Below are 15,843 nucleotides of genomic sequence, written 5' to 3' on the forward strand. Positions count from 1 at the left end.
TTTAAAAGTCCGCTACTTTGGATAGTCAATACAGGATTCTTTGTAATTGGAGTTTATATTGTATTATAATATATTTCGTCAACTAATTCAGGCAGACATAGTCGAAAAGCTGGAGGAAAACGGTTGGCAGACAATCTACTTGAGTTTCGAAAAGGACGTAATTTCTACACTATCAGAGAGAACCGATAACGAAGTGATAGAACTTCTGCCGCTCGGATAGAACGTACTAGTGATAGCGTGACTTATTCTTACACGGAGGACGGACAATGTCGTTGACAGGTTATTTATAATTGGAGGAACGGGTTTTCGTTAATGCCTCCTGAGAATGAAGACCTCTTCCTGGCTGATCGAGCTATTACCTCTGAGGCGAATGATGAATTTGGACATAAGGAGTACGCAGACAGTTTAGAGAGGATTCTACGGAACGCTAATCCGCCTTGGCACATCGGCATCTTCGGAAAATGGGGATCCGGTAAAACATCTATAATTCGGATGCTGTATAATCGTCTCAGGGAAAAGAAGGAGTTTGAAGATACTGTTTTTGTAGAGTTTGATGCTTGGTCTCACGCGGAAGGCTCTATCCGAACCGAGCTACTTCTTGAATTAGATGAGAGGATCGGTAAGGAGGTCAAAGGAGAGAATTCAGATGGTATTCTTGGTGAAGACGAGATCACAGGTAGGCTATACGACGTAGAAGAGGAAGAGGAAGTTTCGAAGCCAGCTAACCCACGAAAGGTTATAGAAAACTTTTGGGAGGACAGCCCACTACTCGCAATCAGTTTTGTCGGTATCGCTATAGTTGCAGGTCTACTACAGTATAAGGGGCACTCAACACTGGCATCGATAACTGTTACTGGATTACTACTTCCAGTTCTCGGTTATATTCTCCAGCAGTTGGACACTGTGGCCCAGACGATTCAGAGAAAGTTCCTACACCCTAGAAAAGAGTGGTCAGGATCTTACCAGCGAATATTCGAAGATGTAATCGAAGAGTCGAACGCAAAAACTATCGTAATCTCTATCGACAATCTGGACAGATGCGAGAGTTCGACGGTCTACGATGTCCTCGTATCTCTTAAGACGTTTCTGGAGAATGATGACTGCATCTATCTCATTCCTTGTGATGACAAAGCCTTAGAGAGCCATATCAAGTCGATTGACAAGGGCGAATATTTTGAAGAAGGAAAGAACGAACGAGAATTTCTCCGAAAGTTCTTCCAAACCCATATACGAATTCCACCGTTCCTACCAGAAGATATCGAGGACTACACTGAGAAGGAGAACCAGAGGCTCTCCGATCCTTTCGAAGAGGAAGCTCTTGACGTCCTCACTAATGCCTACATCGACAATCCACGGAGGATCAAGCATGCACTCAACCGGCTTTCGACACTCAGGGTTTTAGCGGAGGAGATTGAGGAAACCGGCGGGTTAACTGGGGGTAGAATCACCGAAAACATCCCATTCCTAGCAAAAGTCTCCATTTTAGAAGAGGAATATCCAGAGTTCTATGATACTCTCTCGGAAAATCCTCGGTTGCTAGGAGATATTAATGACTACTTCCGAGACCAGCTTAGTGGTTCAAGCGACCAGAATCGGGTTGAAAAGGTTCTGAAACCAGATGATGACTCAGAGAAGAACCCCGATCAAGAATCTCGTCTGGAGGCATTTCTCCGTTCCACTCGCCGTATCCATGTTGAGAATCCAAATCCGTTCCTGAACTTGTCTGAACCGTCTTATGCAACCAGTCTTGCCGACGTCGACGCCTTCCTGCAAAATCTTAGGACTGGGCAGGGGGAAGATGTTAGGAAGGAACTTGAACAAGTCGATGACTATGGCCCGTATGTTGACGCGATTGAGAGTACGATACAGAAATATACCACGAAGAGGAGGGAGCAACCGCTTTTCGGGACTGTTGACACTACAATAGCGGTCTTCGATGAATTTGATGAGCGTTCAAGAGGGAGGCTGATTCGTCTTCTTGGGGAATATCTAACTGTTGAGCCTGGGAAGAGATTCTTGGTTGTTCTTGAACCTGATTCAGTATTCCCGATCATCATTCAGATGCGCGATTCCGACTCAGAGACACTACTGGAAGAGTATGCTGGCCTTCTAGTTGATGACAAGGATCTACGCGAGAATATATTAGAGGCCTTTGTGAACAACGCTGAGGATATACCTCAGAACATCGCTCGTAAGGTGTCTAACCAGGTCGAATCACTCGAAGACAACGAGTTCAAGACCGCACTTGATCGTATAGAATCTTCTGAGGAGGCAAAGAATCGCATTATCCGTACTGAGACGCTGGAGCGGGCCGTATCAATGATAGTGCTACAGGATAATGAGAACAAATTCACCGATACAGATTACTATACACGTTTTGAGGATGTAGCAAGTCAGAAAGCAAGAGGAGCGTATGCCACGCATCTTCTTGATCTGAGACTGGATTATTCGAGAAATCAAGAGCAGCAGGTGGATCAAGAATTGGCAAAACTGTTGCTTGATGTTAAGGGTGATATCCTCCAGTCGAGCGGGGAGGAAGTCTTCTACGGGATTCGTGATATAGTGAAGAGTAGCGGGAACAGGCAGCCCGTCGATCTGATCGAGGTTTGCTTCCATTTCTACGATTCGTTCCCTAAAATGTCAAAGCAAGAGTTCCACAGCTGGATGGCCGAACTCTTCCGTGACTGGAATGCCAATAATACAGAGGAACTTTTCGATCTAAGTAACGAGTATGAGGTCTCTATTGTAGAGACAGAGGAAGAAGTTAATGCAGTTCTACAGCAAATTCCTAACCCGTTAGACAACGAATCCCTTGTTATAACTAAGATTGTACCCGCCATTCCAAGAGAATTTGAGCAGCAACTTCACGATAAGGTGAAGAATCTAATCAAGAACAACAATAATAATCATAGCCAGCTTGGAATCGATATATTCACCGAGTATTCAGACCGGTTCGAACCTATTTGGGGAGAAGTCATTGAAATCTGTGGTAACCAAGCGAATCGCGAAAACCGCATTAATCAAAAGAGACGCTACTTGAAGCTTGGTGCAGTGATTTTCCCGAAGCTCGACGGACCGGGACAGGAGAGCTATATCAGCCAAATAGACAATCTACTAGGTGGTGATCAGACCGAGTACCAGTTATACCAAGATCTCTGGGAGAAGATAGAGTCTGATGTTGAGTCTGACAGGAAAGAGACTGTAGCAGAAGATGTCCGTAATGAGCTGGCACAAGCTTTCAGTCGGAATCAGAATCCAGGACATCTTGATCCCTTGATTGAAGTGATGAGTTCTATTACTGGATATCTTGTTGAGGAGAACGGTCAACAATTCATGGACCGTATCAGTAAGCAACTTACGCAGAATAATCTGAACGATGGCCAGAAAGCACGAGTCTTAGAACATATCTCGGAGTTCGACGAATTCTTCGGAAAAGAAGGCCAGATTCTGGATCGAGTCGAGAACGTCCTGAAACAGTCGAACCATAATAATGTCGAACAGAAAGGAGGAAAACTGCTCGACAAGCTGGAAGATCTTGGTGAAGCCGACCAAGCAAGGATCGACCAGATTAGGGAGGATTACCTCTTAAAGTGAGGTTAGTTTCACCTCCCCTGTTTTTAACAAGTAGTCTAAATTTTGGCCACCACCTAATCCAGATTCTATTGTAGAAGGACACCGACTATGACCTATAGCTCTGAGAACAAAGTTGACGGGATAGTGCTACTCATAGACCTCCCACAGGAATTCCTAAACCCGAAAAGGAAATTACATATCGATAGCACCGGCGCGAACTGCTTGTAACCGCCACCATCTACAATCTCCAAAAAGCTCTCAAACATTGGTCACGTCCCAATCATCGGATTCAACATAGCACAACAGTCCGAAAACCCTCCACCGCTCGCGGTTGCTGCGCGACATATCCGCGGCTCTCCGCCTCGGGAGACGGTCCGGGCTTCCGTTGCGACCTCGACGGACGGGTCCGGACTGCGACTTCCAGCCCTTCGTTCGTTGTGCTCACGAAGACACCGCCCGACGCTGATAGGGGTCGGCTCAGCGACTCCGATACAACGCGACCGGCCATTGCTCTTTCAGTCCGCCAGGACTGCCACAGCAACTGCACCGCGACAGCGACAGCACCGCACAGCTACCGCGAGCCCGGCCCTCCCCGGCCTCGGCCGGCGCCGGACCGCAACACCTCGGCGCCGGCCTCCCTCGCACGCGTTGCTCGCGCGCGCTGGCCGCCTCAGCACCGCACGACGGACAGCCGGCAAGCGATAGCCGTTAATCAACCGCCGCGCACGACGTCAAGCCACCACTCCTGGGCGGGATTGAAAGGGGCAACCGCCGAGCGCGAAGCCCCGCGACGAAAGCACCGAGCCAGTGAACGAGCAGCGCGAGCGCCTCGGCGGCTGGGGCTTTCTGGGCATGCTGAGTGGTGTCTGTGGGGACGACACCCGCATTCATTTATAAGCATGCCCGTTCAGAGGGCGGCTATTTACCGGTTCCGCGAACGATTTCCAGAACGTCTACCGACCAAACCAGTACTACGAAGAGGTCAAAAAGCCAGCAATCACCGACTTCATCCAATTAAATCATATCTGCCCAGAAGACGCTAAATCCGAATCAGAGCGTGTCGAGAACGCCAAGCACGCGCTCCTCGGCCTGGCGGCCGGGGTCGTGTTCGCTGCCGTCGCGGTCGGACTCGAGGTGGTCGACGGCGGTGCGGTGCATCGCCTCCTCGATGGGCGTCGACTCCCAGCCGAGATCCGCGAGCTTGCAGGTGTCGAGCACGTGTGGGTAATCGCGGTAGAGGACGAAGTCGTCCGGTTCCAGTGAGCCGGACGCGAGCGCGTCAGCGCCGGCGGGGACGACCTCGCAGTCGGTGTCGAGCACGTCCGCGATGAGGTCGACCATCTCCTCTAAGGTGACGAGCTGGCGGTCGCCGACGTTGTACGCCTCGCCCGGCTCGCCGCGCTCGGCGACGACCCGGAGAGCGCTCGCGACGTCCTCGACGTACGCGCGGTGCCAGACGTTCTGGCCGTCGCCCGGGACGACGACGCGGTCGCAGTTCGCGACGCGGTCGATCCAGTAGTCGAGCCGCTCGGTGTAGTCGTGGGGCCCGTAGACGATACAGGGCCGGACGGCCATCGCGTTGACGCCCTCCGCTGCGGCTTCGAAGACGACGCGGTCGCCCTCGGCCTTCCGGTTGCCGTAGGTGTCGTGGGACTCGTCGGTCGCCTGCTCGGCGGAGCAGGGGCGCAGCTCCGTCTCGCCCTCCCGTTTGGGAATCTCCTCCGCGCCGTAGGCGTCGCCCGAGGAGATGTAGACGTAGCCGTCGACGTCCGCGAAGACGTCCACGGCGGCCTCGACGTCCGCCGGGTAGTAGGCGATGCAGTCGATGACGACGTCGGGCTCCGCCGAGAGCTTCGCGGTCCGGAGGTCAGTGTCGTCGGTTCGGTCGCCCTCGACGTGCGTGACGTCGTCGGCGCCCGCGAAGGGGTTCTCGTGGTTGCCGCGGTTCAGCATCGTGACCTCGTAGTCGTGCTCGCGGAGCTCCTCGACGACGTGGCGCCCGATGAAGCGAGTGCCGCCGATGACGAGTGCGGAGTCTGCCATACACGGACTCGTGTGGGAGCCCTCAAAAGGGTGACCGAACCGGTCGGAGGAGGGTGTGGGTCGAGGGTCGCCGTAGCAGCGGCGGACTCCGTTCCACGACGCGGCTCTTTATAAGCTCGCGGCGTAACGCCCGCCCATGTTGGCGCTTCACGCGGCGTTTCTGCTGCTGCTCGTCGGGTCGGCGGCCTTCTTCACCTGGCTCGCCGCCCGCGACGTGCGGCACGCGACGACGACGGTCACGGACCAGCAGGACTGGCTCGCGGACACCCTCGGCGTCGAGGACCACGAGGAACTGCTCTCGTACCACCGGATCACGACCGCCTTCGGGCAGCTCCAGGAGTGGGTCGTCCTGGGCGGCCTGTTGCTCGTCCTCTACCTCGGCGGCCTGAACCTGGCCGTCGACGCGCTCAAGGGCCTCGGCCTCGGCCCCGTCGCCACGGGCGTCCTCTTCTTCGCCGGGCTCGTCGTCGCCTCGCAGCTGTCAGGTCTCCCGTTCAGCGCGGTCGATACGTTTGCGATCCAGGAGAGCTTCGGGTTCAACCAGTCGACCGTGAAGCTGTGGGCTCGCGACCAGCTCGTCTCGACGGTCGTCTCCGTGGTCATGATCGGGCTCGTCGTCGGCGTCGTGCTCTGGTTCACGACCGTGCTCCCGTCGCTGTGGTGGCTCGTCGGCTGGGCGTTCGTCGTCGCGTTCCTGCTCGCGATGCAGGTCGTCTACCCGCGCGTCATCGCGCCGCTGTTCAACGACTTCGAGCCCGTCGAGGCAGGCGACCTCCGCGAGGGCATCGAGGAGGTGTTCGAGCGCGCCGGCTTCTCGCCGGAGGGCATCTACGTCATGGACGCCTCCCGGCGCTCCTCGCAGGTGAACGCCTACTTCGTCGGCTTCGGCGAGACGAAACGGGTCGTCCTCTTCGATACCCTCGTCGACAAGCTCGACGTCCGGGAGGCGCAGGCCGTCCTCGCGCACGAACTCGCTCACTGGAAGGAGAACCACATCTGGAAGCGCCTCGGCGCGTCCGCGCTCCGCCTCTTCGTCGTCTTCGCCGCCCTCGGCTACCTCGTCGAGGTCGACTGGCTCTACGTGATGTGGGGGCTCCCGACGGACGCCGTCTACGCCGGCCTGTTCCTCGCGACGCTGTGGATCTACCCGGTCCTCGACCTGACGAGCCCGATCGAGAACCGCGTCTCGCTGTCCCACGAGCGCGAGGCCGATGACTTCGCCGCCGAGGTGATGGACGGCCCCGAGCCGCTCGCGGACGCGCTCGCACGGCTCACCCAGGAGAACCTCTCGAACCCCTTCCCGGACCCGCTGTACGCGGCGTTCCACTACTCGCATCCGCCGATCCCGGAGCGAATCCGGCGCCTGCAGGAAGGGAGGGACGTCGACGCGAGCGACGGGAACGACGCGAACGACGCGACTACCGGCGCTTCGGAAACTGACACCGCAGAAGCGTAGTCGGCGACCACCTCGCGACGAAGGATCGGCTCCGAGAGCCGTTCAGCGCCGGCCTACCATCCGGACGACGATCTGGAGGACGTGCACGAACACACCAGCGACTGCAACGTAGAGGCCGATCGCCTGCAGGGAGACGGCCTGGACGCGCGCGTCGCGGATGCGCCAGATCTCCCAGCCGAGCCGGAGGATGAAGCCGGCGAAGATGAGGACAAAGCCGACCAGCAGCACCGGCGGGAGGAAGGTGCCGACGAGCACGGCGACGAGCCCGCCGAGGAACGCGTACGTCGACCAGGTGCTGTAGTGGTCGAAGTCGATCGAGCGTGCGTACACGTACGTCCCGATGCCGGCGGTCATGATCGCGACGACGACGGCGGTGATGCCGAGGATGGTCAGCTGTGCGCCGCGGGACGCGAACCCGAGGATCCCCGCGCCGAAGGTGCCGAAGGCGAGCTGCAGGATCGCGACCCCACCGAGCGCGAGGCCGACGTCGCCCGCCTCGACACCCTTCTCCGCGAGGGATTCGCCCGCGTAGATCGCGGCCCCGTAAATCAGGACGCCGACGATCGGGATCGAGAACAGAAGCTCGTTGACGGCCGCGAGCGGCGTCGCCACGAAGACGTACATCAGCAGGACGTTCAGCGTCATCAACGCGGCTCCGCCGCCGATCGCTTTCCACTCCCGGCCTGAGAGAAGGAACCCACGGTCCGTTTTCGTTTCGTATGCGCTCATACCTACGCGTTCCCAGAAGAGACTTAAAAAGGCACGCGTGTAGAAGGTACGCGTGAGAAGCCACGCGTGAAGCGGTCGGCGAGCGGGCACCATCGTTCCGACGCCGCCAGCGCGACCCGACGTTATTGGAGCCAACCTCACCTACCGTAACCCAGAAGCTTCAGGAACCTACGCACGTACATACGGTTGATGGCACATCGGTTCCGCCCGTGGATCGCTGCCGTGCTCGCGCTCGTGCTGGCTGGGTTGGGGCACGCGTACCTGCGCCGCTGGGCGCGAGCGCTGCTCTGGCTCGTGACGATCGCGGCATCGTCAGTCCTCCTGCACTCCCTCCACGGCGTGGAACCGGCCAACCCGCTCACGTCGCCGGGCGCGATTCCGACGGACATCCTCGTCCCGCTGACGTTCCTCATCGGGCTGTCCGCGGTGGACGCGTTCCTCATCGGTCGCGAGCAGGCCGCGAGCGGCGAGCGCGACGCGGCGGAGCACGTGGCCGCCGAGCGTGGCGTGGGCAGCGACTCTGCTGACGTCGAGGGCGGCCGCGAGCCCGGATCGAACCTCGATCTCGGCGGCAACGTCACCGAAATCCTGCCGACGGAGGGACGCGAGGGCAACGCCAAACTGGCCGACGAGGGCGACGTCAAGCGCAGCGGGACGGTCCAGTGTCCCAACTGCGGGAAGCAGGCGGACGCGTCGCTGGACTTCTGTCACTGGTGTACGGAACGGTTCCCCTGGGCCGACGAGGAGTAACCCGAAAATCGGCGGCGCGTAGACCGCGGTCGACCGCAGCGCTACTTCTCGATGATGCTCTCCTCGACTTCCTCGCCGAAGTGCCGGGCCACGTCCTCGTAGTAGAGGAGCACCTCGTCGCCAGTCTCGAGGTCGGTGACCGCGGTCCGGCCCTCGCTCGTCGGGACCTTGATCGTCTCCGCGTTCTGCAGGAGCGTCTCGACGCGGTCGGTGCCGTCCTCGCCCTCGACCTCGACCTCGACGCGGAACATCGGGCGCTTCTCGATCTTCACGCGACCGACGATGGCCTCGCGCGTGTGGCCGTCCGTGTCGACCACCTGAACCTCGTCGCCGCTTTTCAGCTCCGCGAGGTACTTCGTCCCGCCGTCAGGGGTCCGGACGTAGGCGTGGACCGCGCCGGCGTTCACCCGGAACGGGCGGGAGGCGACGTACGGCGATTCGGCGGTCTCCGCGTGGACGAAGAAGAGCCCGCGGGACATCGACCCGACGAGCATCCCCTCGTCGTGCTCCATCAGCGTGCCCGTGTCGATGCAGACGCGGTCGGCCATGCCCGCGCGCTCGACCTCGGTCACTTCGGCGTAGGTGAGCTCGAGCTGCTCGCGCTCGGCGGCGTCGCGGACCTCGCAGGTCTGCCGGATCTCGTCCGGGTCGTCGGAGTCGAGGAGGACGCCGTCGGAGCCGATCTCCAGCGTCTCGAAGGCGGTCTGGGCCTCCGCCGCGCTCGTGACGCCGGCGATGAGGTGCGTCTCGTCGCCGACGCGGGAGATGAGGTTCTCCAGCGGGATGATCGTCCAGTCCTCGCCGACGGCGATGGTGTACTCGGCCTCCGCAGCGGCCTCACCCGCGAACGCCTCGTAGTTTTCGTCGAAGATCCGGACGTAGGCCCCCTGCGCGCGGTCGTCGCGGCGCCGGAGCGTCGAGAGGTCCGCCGACCCGGAGAAGTCCTCGGGGAGGTCGATCGTCCCGTCGCCCTCGCTGTCCTTGCCGACGAAGTAGGCGTCGGCCTCGCTCTCGTCGGGTTCCGCCTCGTCGACGACGTCGGCGTCGGTCCGGAACGCGGCCACGTTGACGTCGCCGAGCTCCCGGACGCGCTCGACGTCGCCCTCGTCGACGAGCACCCAGTCGACGCCGGCCTCGATGCCGGCCGTGATCCGCTTCTTGCGCGTTTCCCAGTCGCCCACGTCGTCGTCGGCCTTGATCCAGACGCTACGGCTCATGCTCGGACCGTCGGGATGGCGGCGCTTGAAAACTGCGGAAGCCGCAGCTGATTATGGTGTGTCGTGTTTGTCAGTGGTCGCGGTAGTTGGTTTGTTTTAAAGGGCGCAATTGCTGACCGGTCGCGCTTATAAATGGGGTTGGCTTCCGTCGTTGGCGAGACCACTCAGCACACGTAGAAAGCCCCAGCCGATGAGACGGTCGCTTTATAAACAAATTTGGCTACTGTTGCGTTCGACACCACTCGGCACGCCCAGAAAGCCCCAGCCGCTGAGCGGTCGCGCTGCTCGCTGCGCTCCTCACCCGGCTCGCTCACTGCGTTCGCTCGCCGGGTTCCGGTGCTTACGTCGCAGAGCGTCCCGCTCAGCGGCTGCCCCTTTCAGTCCCGCCCGGGAGTGGTGGCCGGGCGTCGCTCGCGGCGGTTGGATCGTCGACGACGTGCGCCGGCTGTCCGGCGTGCGGTGCGGGGCGGCGGCGCGCGCGAGCAACGCGTGCGAGGGAGGCCGGTGGCGCGCCGCGCGTTGCGGGGCCGGCGCGCCCCGGCCGAGGCTGGGGAGGGATGAGGTATTGCGGTTGCTGTGCGGTTGCTAGGCGGTGCTGTGCAGTCCTGGCGGACTGAAAGGGCGATGGCCGGTCGCGCCGGAGGGGAGTCGCTGAGCAGGCCCTATCTGCGCGGGCGGTGCGGAGAGCGCAGATATCCTGCTTCGCGAGAAATCGAGGATTTCTCGGAGCCCGAAAATCTCCGATTTTCGAGGACAGCGACCGCGAGCGGCCGAGGGCTTTCTGGGTGTTTGCGGTGCTGTCGAGCGCAAGACCGTATCAACTTGCCACACCAACCAATAGCGAGCGGCCGAGGGCTTTCTGGGTGTCTGCGGTGCTGTCGAGAGCAAGGCCGTATCACCTGTTTAAACTCACACATAGCGAGCAGCCGGGGCTTACTGGATGTCTGCGTTGCTGTCAAGCGCGGCAGCGTCTGGATCTTTATATACTCTTTATAAGCAAGAGTGGACGAGGTCCCTCTGGGTCCTGTAGCCGTGCTTGACCGAAAACACCTCGAAAATAACCAACCACCTCAACAAATACTCCATCCGCCGTCGACGAACACCGTCTGCCCGGTCATGTACCCGGCGTCCTCGCTCGCCAGGAACAGCACGGGCCCGGCGATGTCCTCGGGGTGGCCGGCGCGCCGCATCGGCACTGGCTTCAAAAACGCGTCCTCGCGGGCGCCCTCGTCGGCTTCCTCGGTCCAGCCGGGGAAGAACTCCGTCGCGATCTGGCCCGGGGCGACCGCGTTCACCCGGATGCGCTGGTTCGCGAGCTCGAGGGCGGCGTTCCGGGTGAGCATGCTGACGGCCGCCTTCGTCAGGTCGTAACCGGCCTGGTCGTGCTGGGCGAAGCGGGAGCTGATCGAGGAGACGTTGACGATCCGCCCGGGCTCGTTTCGGCGGACCATGTCCGCGGCGGCGGCCTTCGTCCCCGCGAACGCGCCACGGACGTTCGTCCGGTAGAGGCGGTCGAGCTCGCTCACGTCGTGTTCCAGTAAGGGCTCCGAGACGTACTGCGCGGCGTTGTTCACCATCACGTCGACCCCGCCCGTCGCGCGGGCGGCCTCGATGACGGCGGCGATCTCGTCGGGATCCGTGACGTCGGTCTCGACGAACTCCGCGTCGCCCCCGGCCGCTTCGATCCCCTCGTGGGTGGGCGTCTCGGCGTTGACGTCCTTCGGCTCCGCGCGGACGTCCGCGACGACGACGGTCGCGCCCGCCTCGCCGAACCGGAGCGCGATCCCGCGGCCGATGCCGGACGCGCCGCCGGTGACGATCACCGTCTCGTCCTCGAAATCGAAGGTAGCCATACTGTGAGTCGCACGCGGCGCGAGCAAAAGCGCGATGGCCGGGTACGGGTGACTGATTCCGGGTGGTCGGTACCGGGAGTGGCGACTACCCGCAACTGTGGAGCGTCCGAAGAACAGCTTCAGGTCCTCAGGCTTGCACGAGGCCCGCCGCACGCAACGCGTCCTCGACGTCGCGGTCGTCGTGGACGACCTTCGAGACCGCCGTCGCGATGGCCTCGGGGTCGTCGTGCTGGAAGATGGAGCGCCCCATCGAGACGCCCGCCGCGCCGCCGTCCATCGCGCCGCGCACCATCTCGACCGTTTCGCGGTCGGTCCCCTTCGAGCCGCCGGCGATGACGACCGGCAGGCGCGTGGACTCACACACGTGCTCGAACGACGCCGCGTCGCCAGTGTAGCCCGTCTTCACGACGTCGGCGCCGAGCTCCTCGGCGAGCCGGACGGCGTGGCCGAGGTCCTCCGGATCGTCGCCCTCGACGTCCGGGCCGCGCGCGTACGACATCGCGAGGACGGGGAGCCCGAGCCGCTGGGCGTCGTCGACGAGCTGCGCGAGGTCCTCGATCTGTTTGGGTTCGTAGTTGGAGCCGGAGTTGATGTGGAAGGAGACCGCGTCGGCGCCCGCGCGGACCGCCTCCTCGGCGGTCGCGGTGACGCGCTTGTCCCGCTCGTCCGGGCCGATAGTGGTGGAGGCGTTGGCGTGGACGATGTAGCCCGCGTCGTTCTTATTGTCGTGAACGCGCGGGGCGATCCCCTTCTGCGTGAGGACGGCGTCGGCGCCGCCCGCGGTGACGCCGTCGATGGTCGATTCGATGTCCTTCAGCCCCTTCACGGGACCCATGGTAATGCCGTGGTCCATGGGGACGATGAGGTAGCGGTCGTTCGTCGAGATTCGGTCCAGTCGTGCGTTGAGTCCTGCTGTCATGTGTTTGCCTCGTCGATAGTGTCGTGGGTGTCGTTTCGATGGCTCCACCGATGCCGATTCGCCGGCATCGCCGGATCCGCGTCGGCGGGACCCCCGTCGGTGGGTGACTCCCCGCGAGTCGCCGCGCCGTCGTGGTCGTTATGTGAACGTGTGTCAATCGGCCGTAAGTGGGTTTCGTTCGGCGCCGTTGCAAGTAGGTTACGCTCAACCCAATTACTCCGATTTCGAGCTGGCCGTCCGCTGCTCATATCCGCGTCGCGCGCCCGCCTTCAGCTCCCGCGAGAGCGCCTCCAGGCGGTCGGCGATGGCGGCCGTCGAGAGCTCCTCCTCGACGCCCTCCTCGATGATCCGCACTAAGGCGGAGCCGACGATGATGCCGTCGGCGCCGGCAGCGACGATCCGCTCGGCGTGGTCGCCCTCGGAGATGCCGAAGCCGACCGCCTTGGGGACCTCGGGCGCGTCCCCGCCCGCGGCTGTCGCCCCCTCGCCAGCCGCGGCGCCAGCCTCGCTGCCGCCCTCGCCGGCGACGTCGTACTCGGAGAGCCGTTCGAGGCTCTCCGTCGTCTGCCCCGACACGTCGCTCTCGGCGCCGGTCGTCCCGAGTCGCGCCTGCACGTAGACGTAGCCGGAGATCTGGCTCATGATGCGGTCGAGGCGCTCGCCCTTCGTCGTCGGCGCCACGATGAACACGAGGTCGAGGCCGAACTCGTCGCAGGCCTCGCGCAGGGGGTCGGCCTCCTCGGCCGGGAGGTCGGGGACGACGAACCCCTCGAGGCCGACCTCGGCGGCGCGCTCGACGAACGGGCGCGGCCCCTGCTCGTCGCCGTACTGGTAGATGAGGTTGTAGTAGGTCATGCAGACCAGCGGCACGTCGACGTCGAGGTCGGTGACGAACTCGAAGTAGCGCTCGGGGGTCATCCCGCCCTCGAGCGAGCGGATCACGGCGCTCTGGATGGTGGGGCCCTCCGCGATGGGCTCCGAGAAGGGGAGGCCCAGCTCGATGACGTCCGCACCGCCGCGCTCGAGGGCCTCGACGTACTCCAGCGACGACTCGTAGTCCGGGTCACCCGCGGCGAGGTAGGGAATGTAGGCGGGGCCGTCCGCGAACGCCTTCGCGATGGCCTCGCTGTTGCCGGTCGCCGGCATCTAGATCCCCCCCGAGAACATCGACATGTCGGGTGCCTCCTCGATGTCGCGCTTGTCCGTCTCCTCGATGACGGTCTCGAGGTCCTTGTCGCCGCGGCCGGAGACGTTGACGATAACGGTGTCGCCGAGCTCCTCGTGGGCCTGCTCGAGGTAGCCGAACGCGTGGGCCGTCTCCAGCGCGGGGATGATCCCCTCGGTCCGGGAGAGGCGGTGGAACCCCTCCAGCGCCGCGTCGTCGTCGACGTTGACGGGTTTCACGCGGTCCTCGTCGACGAGGTGGGCCAGCTCGGGGCCGACGCCCGAGTAGTCGAGCCCCGACGACACGGAGTGGCTCTCCATGATCTGGCCGTGGGTGTCCTGGAGGAGCTTCGTCCGCGCGCCGTGGAGGACGCCCTCCTCGCCCGTCGAGAGCGACGCGGAGTGGGGCGCGACGCCCTCCGCCTCGTCGATCTCAAGCGAGGCGCCGCCGGCCTCGACGGCGTGGAGCGCGACCTCCTCGTCGTCGACGAACGCGTCGAAGGCGCCCATCGTGTTCGACCCGCCGCCCGCGCAGGCGACGACGTCGGTCGGGAGCCCGCCGGTCTTGTCGAACGCCTGGTCGCGCGCCTCCTCGGAGATGACCGACTGGAAGTCGCGGACCATCGCCGGGAACGGGTGGGGGCCGACGACGCTCCCGATGACGTAGTGGGTGCGCTCGACGGTGCCCGCCCAGTCGCGCATCGTCTCGGAGATGGCCTCCTTGAGCGTGCCGCGCCCGGCCGTCACCGGGTTCACCTCGGCGCCGTTGAGCTTCATCCGGAAGACGTTCGGGCGCTGGCGGTTGATGTCGCGCTCGCCCATGTAGATCTCACAGGGCATGTCGAGGTGCGCGGCCGCCATCGCCGTCGCGGTGCCGTGTTGCCCGGCGCCGGTCTCCGCGATGATGCGCTCTTTGCCCATGTACTTCGCGAGCAGCACCTGGCCGAGCGCGTTGTTCAGCTTGTGCGCGCCGCCGTGGACCAGGTCCTCGCGCTTGAGGTAGACGTCGCGGTCGTAGCGCTCGGAGAGTCGCTCCGCGTGCTGGAGCGGCGTCGGACGCCCGCCGAAGTCGCGGAGGCGACGCCGGAACTCGTCCATGAAGCCGTCCTCGTTGTTGAGCACGTAGCGCTCGTAGGCGTCCGTCAGTTCCTCGATGGCGGGCATCAGCGCCTCGGGCACGTACTGGCCGCCGTAGCGACCGAACTTTCCGTCCTCGTCGGTGTCTGGTGTCGTCTCTGAGCTCATGTGTCTCCCTCTGGGGCGTCGTCGGCTGCTGTCGCCGGCGGCGTCGACGCCGCCGTGTCGTCGCCGTCGTCCTCGACGGCCTCCGCCACGTCGTCGCCGTCGGTTGATTTCGCCGCGTCGTCCTGCTCGGCGGTGACGAGCCGGCGCGTGTTCGTCCGTACGTCTCCGTCCATAATAGCGCTCCCAACGAGGAGCGCGTCGGCACCCGCCGCGCGCATCCGCCGGACGTCCGCGGGCGTCGAGATCCCGCTTTCGGCGATCAGCGTCACGTCGTCCGGGGCTTCTGGCGCGACCGCCTCAAAGGTACCGAGATCGACCGCCAGCTTCGCCAGGTCGCGGTTGTTGACGCCGACGAACTCGGCCCCCGCGTCGATCGCGTGGGCCAGCTCGTCGGCGTCGTGGACCTCCACGAGCACCTGGAAGCCGCGTTCGTGGGCGGCCTCGAGAAGGGGCGCGAGGTCGTCGCCGACGAAGCGTGCGATGAGGAGGACCACGTCGCTCGCGACGGCGTCGAGCTGATCCTCGTGAACGACGAAGTCCTTGCGGAGCACCGGCACGTCGACCGCCTCGCGGACGCGTCGGAGCGTCTCCGTCGAGCCGCCGAAGTGCTCGGGCTCCGTGAGCACCGAGAGGGCGGCCGCGCCGCCGTCCACCATCCGCTCCGCGAGGGCGACGGGGTCGTCCTTGCGGCTCCCCTCGGTCGTCGGGCTGGTCGGTTTCACTTCGGCGATGACCGGAACGCGGTCGTCCGCTTCCGCCGTCGCGAACGCCGATTCAAGGTCGCGCGGGTCGACGGTGACCCGCTCGTCGCCACCACCTCGCTCCCGGGCGGTCTCGAGAATCGAGCGGACCGCTGGGGCCAACTCGGCCGTGTCGTCGTCCATTACTGTACAC

At 62.6% G+C, this 15,843-nt stretch carries 11 protein-coding genes; 3 read left to right on the forward strand and 8 right to left on the reverse strand.

Features of this window, described 5'->3' with window-relative positions; all coding sequences use genetic code 11:
* Positions 1 to 312: 312 nt before the first annotated feature.
* Positions 313 to 3,594, forward strand: a complete 3,282-nt coding sequence (locus tag ACQE3M_RS15880) for a KAP family P-loop NTPase fold protein (RefSeq protein ID WP_430506499.1) — start codon at positions 313 to 315, stop codon at positions 3,592 to 3,594.
* 1,029 nt (positions 3,595 to 4,623) lie between these two features.
* Here ACQE3M_RS15880 and ACQE3M_RS15885 read toward each other — a convergent pair.
* On the reverse strand, positions 4,624 to 5,616 hold the full coding sequence (locus tag ACQE3M_RS15885) for an NAD-dependent epimerase/dehydratase family protein (protein WP_430506500.1): 993 nt from the start codon (positions 5,614 to 5,616) through the stop codon (positions 4,624 to 4,626).
* A 136-nt stretch (positions 5,617 to 5,752) separates the two neighbouring features.
* Here ACQE3M_RS15885 and ACQE3M_RS15890 point away from each other — a divergent pair, with 136 nt between their 5' ends.
* Positions 5,753 to 7,072 (forward strand): M48 family metallopeptidase, encoded by a 1,320-nt coding sequence (locus tag ACQE3M_RS15890; protein WP_430506501.1) that lies wholly within the window; start codon positions 5,753 to 5,755, stop codon positions 7,070 to 7,072.
* 42 nt (positions 7,073 to 7,114) lie between these two features.
* Here the strand turns inward: ACQE3M_RS15890 and ACQE3M_RS15895 are convergent, their stop codons facing one another.
* The gene (locus ACQE3M_RS15895; RefSeq protein ID WP_430506502.1) at positions 7,115 to 7,801 is read right to left on the reverse strand and encodes a hypothetical protein; all 687 of its coding nucleotides are present in this window, start codon (positions 7,799 to 7,801) and stop codon (positions 7,115 to 7,117) included.
* A gap of 189 nt (positions 7,802 to 7,990) precedes the next feature.
* Between ACQE3M_RS15895 and ACQE3M_RS15900 the strand changes: the two genes are divergently transcribed.
* A complete protein-coding gene (locus ACQE3M_RS15900; RefSeq protein ID WP_430506503.1) occupies positions 7,991 to 8,551 on the forward strand; it encodes a DUF7575 domain-containing protein in 561 nt (186 codons plus the stop codon).
* Between the two features lie 41 nt (positions 8,552 to 8,592).
* Here the strand turns inward: ACQE3M_RS15900 and ACQE3M_RS15905 are convergent, their stop codons facing one another.
* The 6 genes from ACQE3M_RS15905 to trpC all read right to left on the reverse strand — a co-directional run bounded on the left by ACQE3M_RS15905 (position 8,593) and on the right by trpC (position 15,833).
* On the reverse strand, positions 8,593 to 9,768 hold the full coding sequence (locus ACQE3M_RS15905; protein WP_430506504.1) for a 3-dehydroquinate synthase II: 1,176 nt from the start codon (positions 9,766 to 9,768) through the stop codon (positions 8,593 to 8,595).
* 1,070 nt (positions 9,769 to 10,838) lie between these two features.
* Positions 10,839 to 11,621: an SDR family NAD(P)-dependent oxidoreductase gene (locus ACQE3M_RS15910; protein ID WP_430506505.1), complete on the reverse strand. Its 783-nt coding sequence runs from the start codon at positions 11,619 to 11,621 to the stop codon at positions 10,839 to 10,841.
* A 127-nt stretch (positions 11,622 to 11,748) separates the two neighbouring features.
* A complete protein-coding gene (locus ACQE3M_RS15915) occupies positions 11,749 to 12,540 on the reverse strand; it encodes a 2-amino-3,7-dideoxy-D-threo-hept-6-ulosonate synthase (protein ID WP_430506506.1) in 792 nt (263 codons plus the stop codon).
* Positions 12,541 to 12,753: 213 nt separating this feature from the next.
* Positions 12,754 to 13,686, reverse strand: coding sequence for a tryptophan synthase subunit alpha (gene trpA, locus ACQE3M_RS15920; protein WP_430506507.1), 933 nt, complete (start codon positions 13,684 to 13,686; stop codon positions 12,754 to 12,756).
* Entirely contained in the window at positions 13,687 to 14,949 is a 1,263-nt protein-coding gene (gene trpB / locus ACQE3M_RS15925) for a tryptophan synthase subunit beta (RefSeq protein WP_430506508.1), read from the reverse strand. It lies immediately after the preceding gene.
* Entirely contained in the window at positions 14,946 to 15,833 is an 888-nt protein-coding gene (gene trpC / locus ACQE3M_RS15930; protein WP_430506509.1) for an indole-3-glycerol phosphate synthase, read from the reverse strand. Before trpC ends, trpB begins: the two co-directional genes overlap by 4 nt.
* Between the last annotated feature and the right edge of the window lie 10 nt (positions 15,834 to 15,843).

Source organism: Halosubterraneus shenae, assembly GCF_050510935.1.
Taxonomy (GTDB): Archaea; Halobacteriota; Halobacteria; order Halobacteriales; family Haloferacaceae; genus JBDGPU01.

Coding starts and splice junctions, on each gene's coding strand:
- ACQE3M_RS15880 (WP_430506499.1), top strand. CDS start 313: ATGCCTCCTGAGAATGAAGACCTCTTCCTGGCTGATCGAGCTATTACC.
- ACQE3M_RS15885 (WP_430506500.1), bottom strand. CDS start 5,616: ATGGCAGACTCCGCACTCGTCATCGGCGGCACTCGCTTCATCGGGCGC.
- ACQE3M_RS15890 (WP_430506501.1), top strand. CDS start 5,753: ATGTTGGCGCTTCACGCGGCGTTTCTGCTGCTGCTCGTCGGGTCGGCG.
- ACQE3M_RS15895 (WP_430506502.1), bottom strand. CDS start 7,801: ATGAGCGCATACGAAACGAAAACGGACCGTGGGTTCCTTCTCTCAGGC.
- ACQE3M_RS15900 (WP_430506503.1), top strand. CDS start 7,991: ATGGCACATCGGTTCCGCCCGTGGATCGCTGCCGTGCTCGCGCTCGTG.
- ACQE3M_RS15905 (WP_430506504.1), bottom strand. CDS start 9,768: ATGAGCCGTAGCGTCTGGATCAAGGCCGACGACGACGTGGGCGACTGG.
- ACQE3M_RS15910 (WP_430506505.1), bottom strand. CDS start 11,621: ATGGCTACCTTCGATTTCGAGGACGAGACGGTGATCGTCACCGGCGGC.
- ACQE3M_RS15915 (WP_430506506.1), bottom strand. CDS start 12,540: ATGACAGCAGGACTCAACGCACGACTGGACCGAATCTCGACGAACGAC.
- trpA (WP_430506507.1), bottom strand. CDS start 13,686: ATGCCGGCGACCGGCAACAGCGAGGCCATCGCGAAGGCGTTCGCGGAC.
- trpB (WP_430506508.1), bottom strand. CDS start 14,949: ATGAGCTCAGAGACGACACCAGACACCGACGAGGACGGAAAGTTCGGT.
- trpC (WP_430506509.1), bottom strand. CDS start 15,833: ATGGACGACGACACGGCCGAGTTGGCCCCAGCGGTCCGCTCGATTCTC.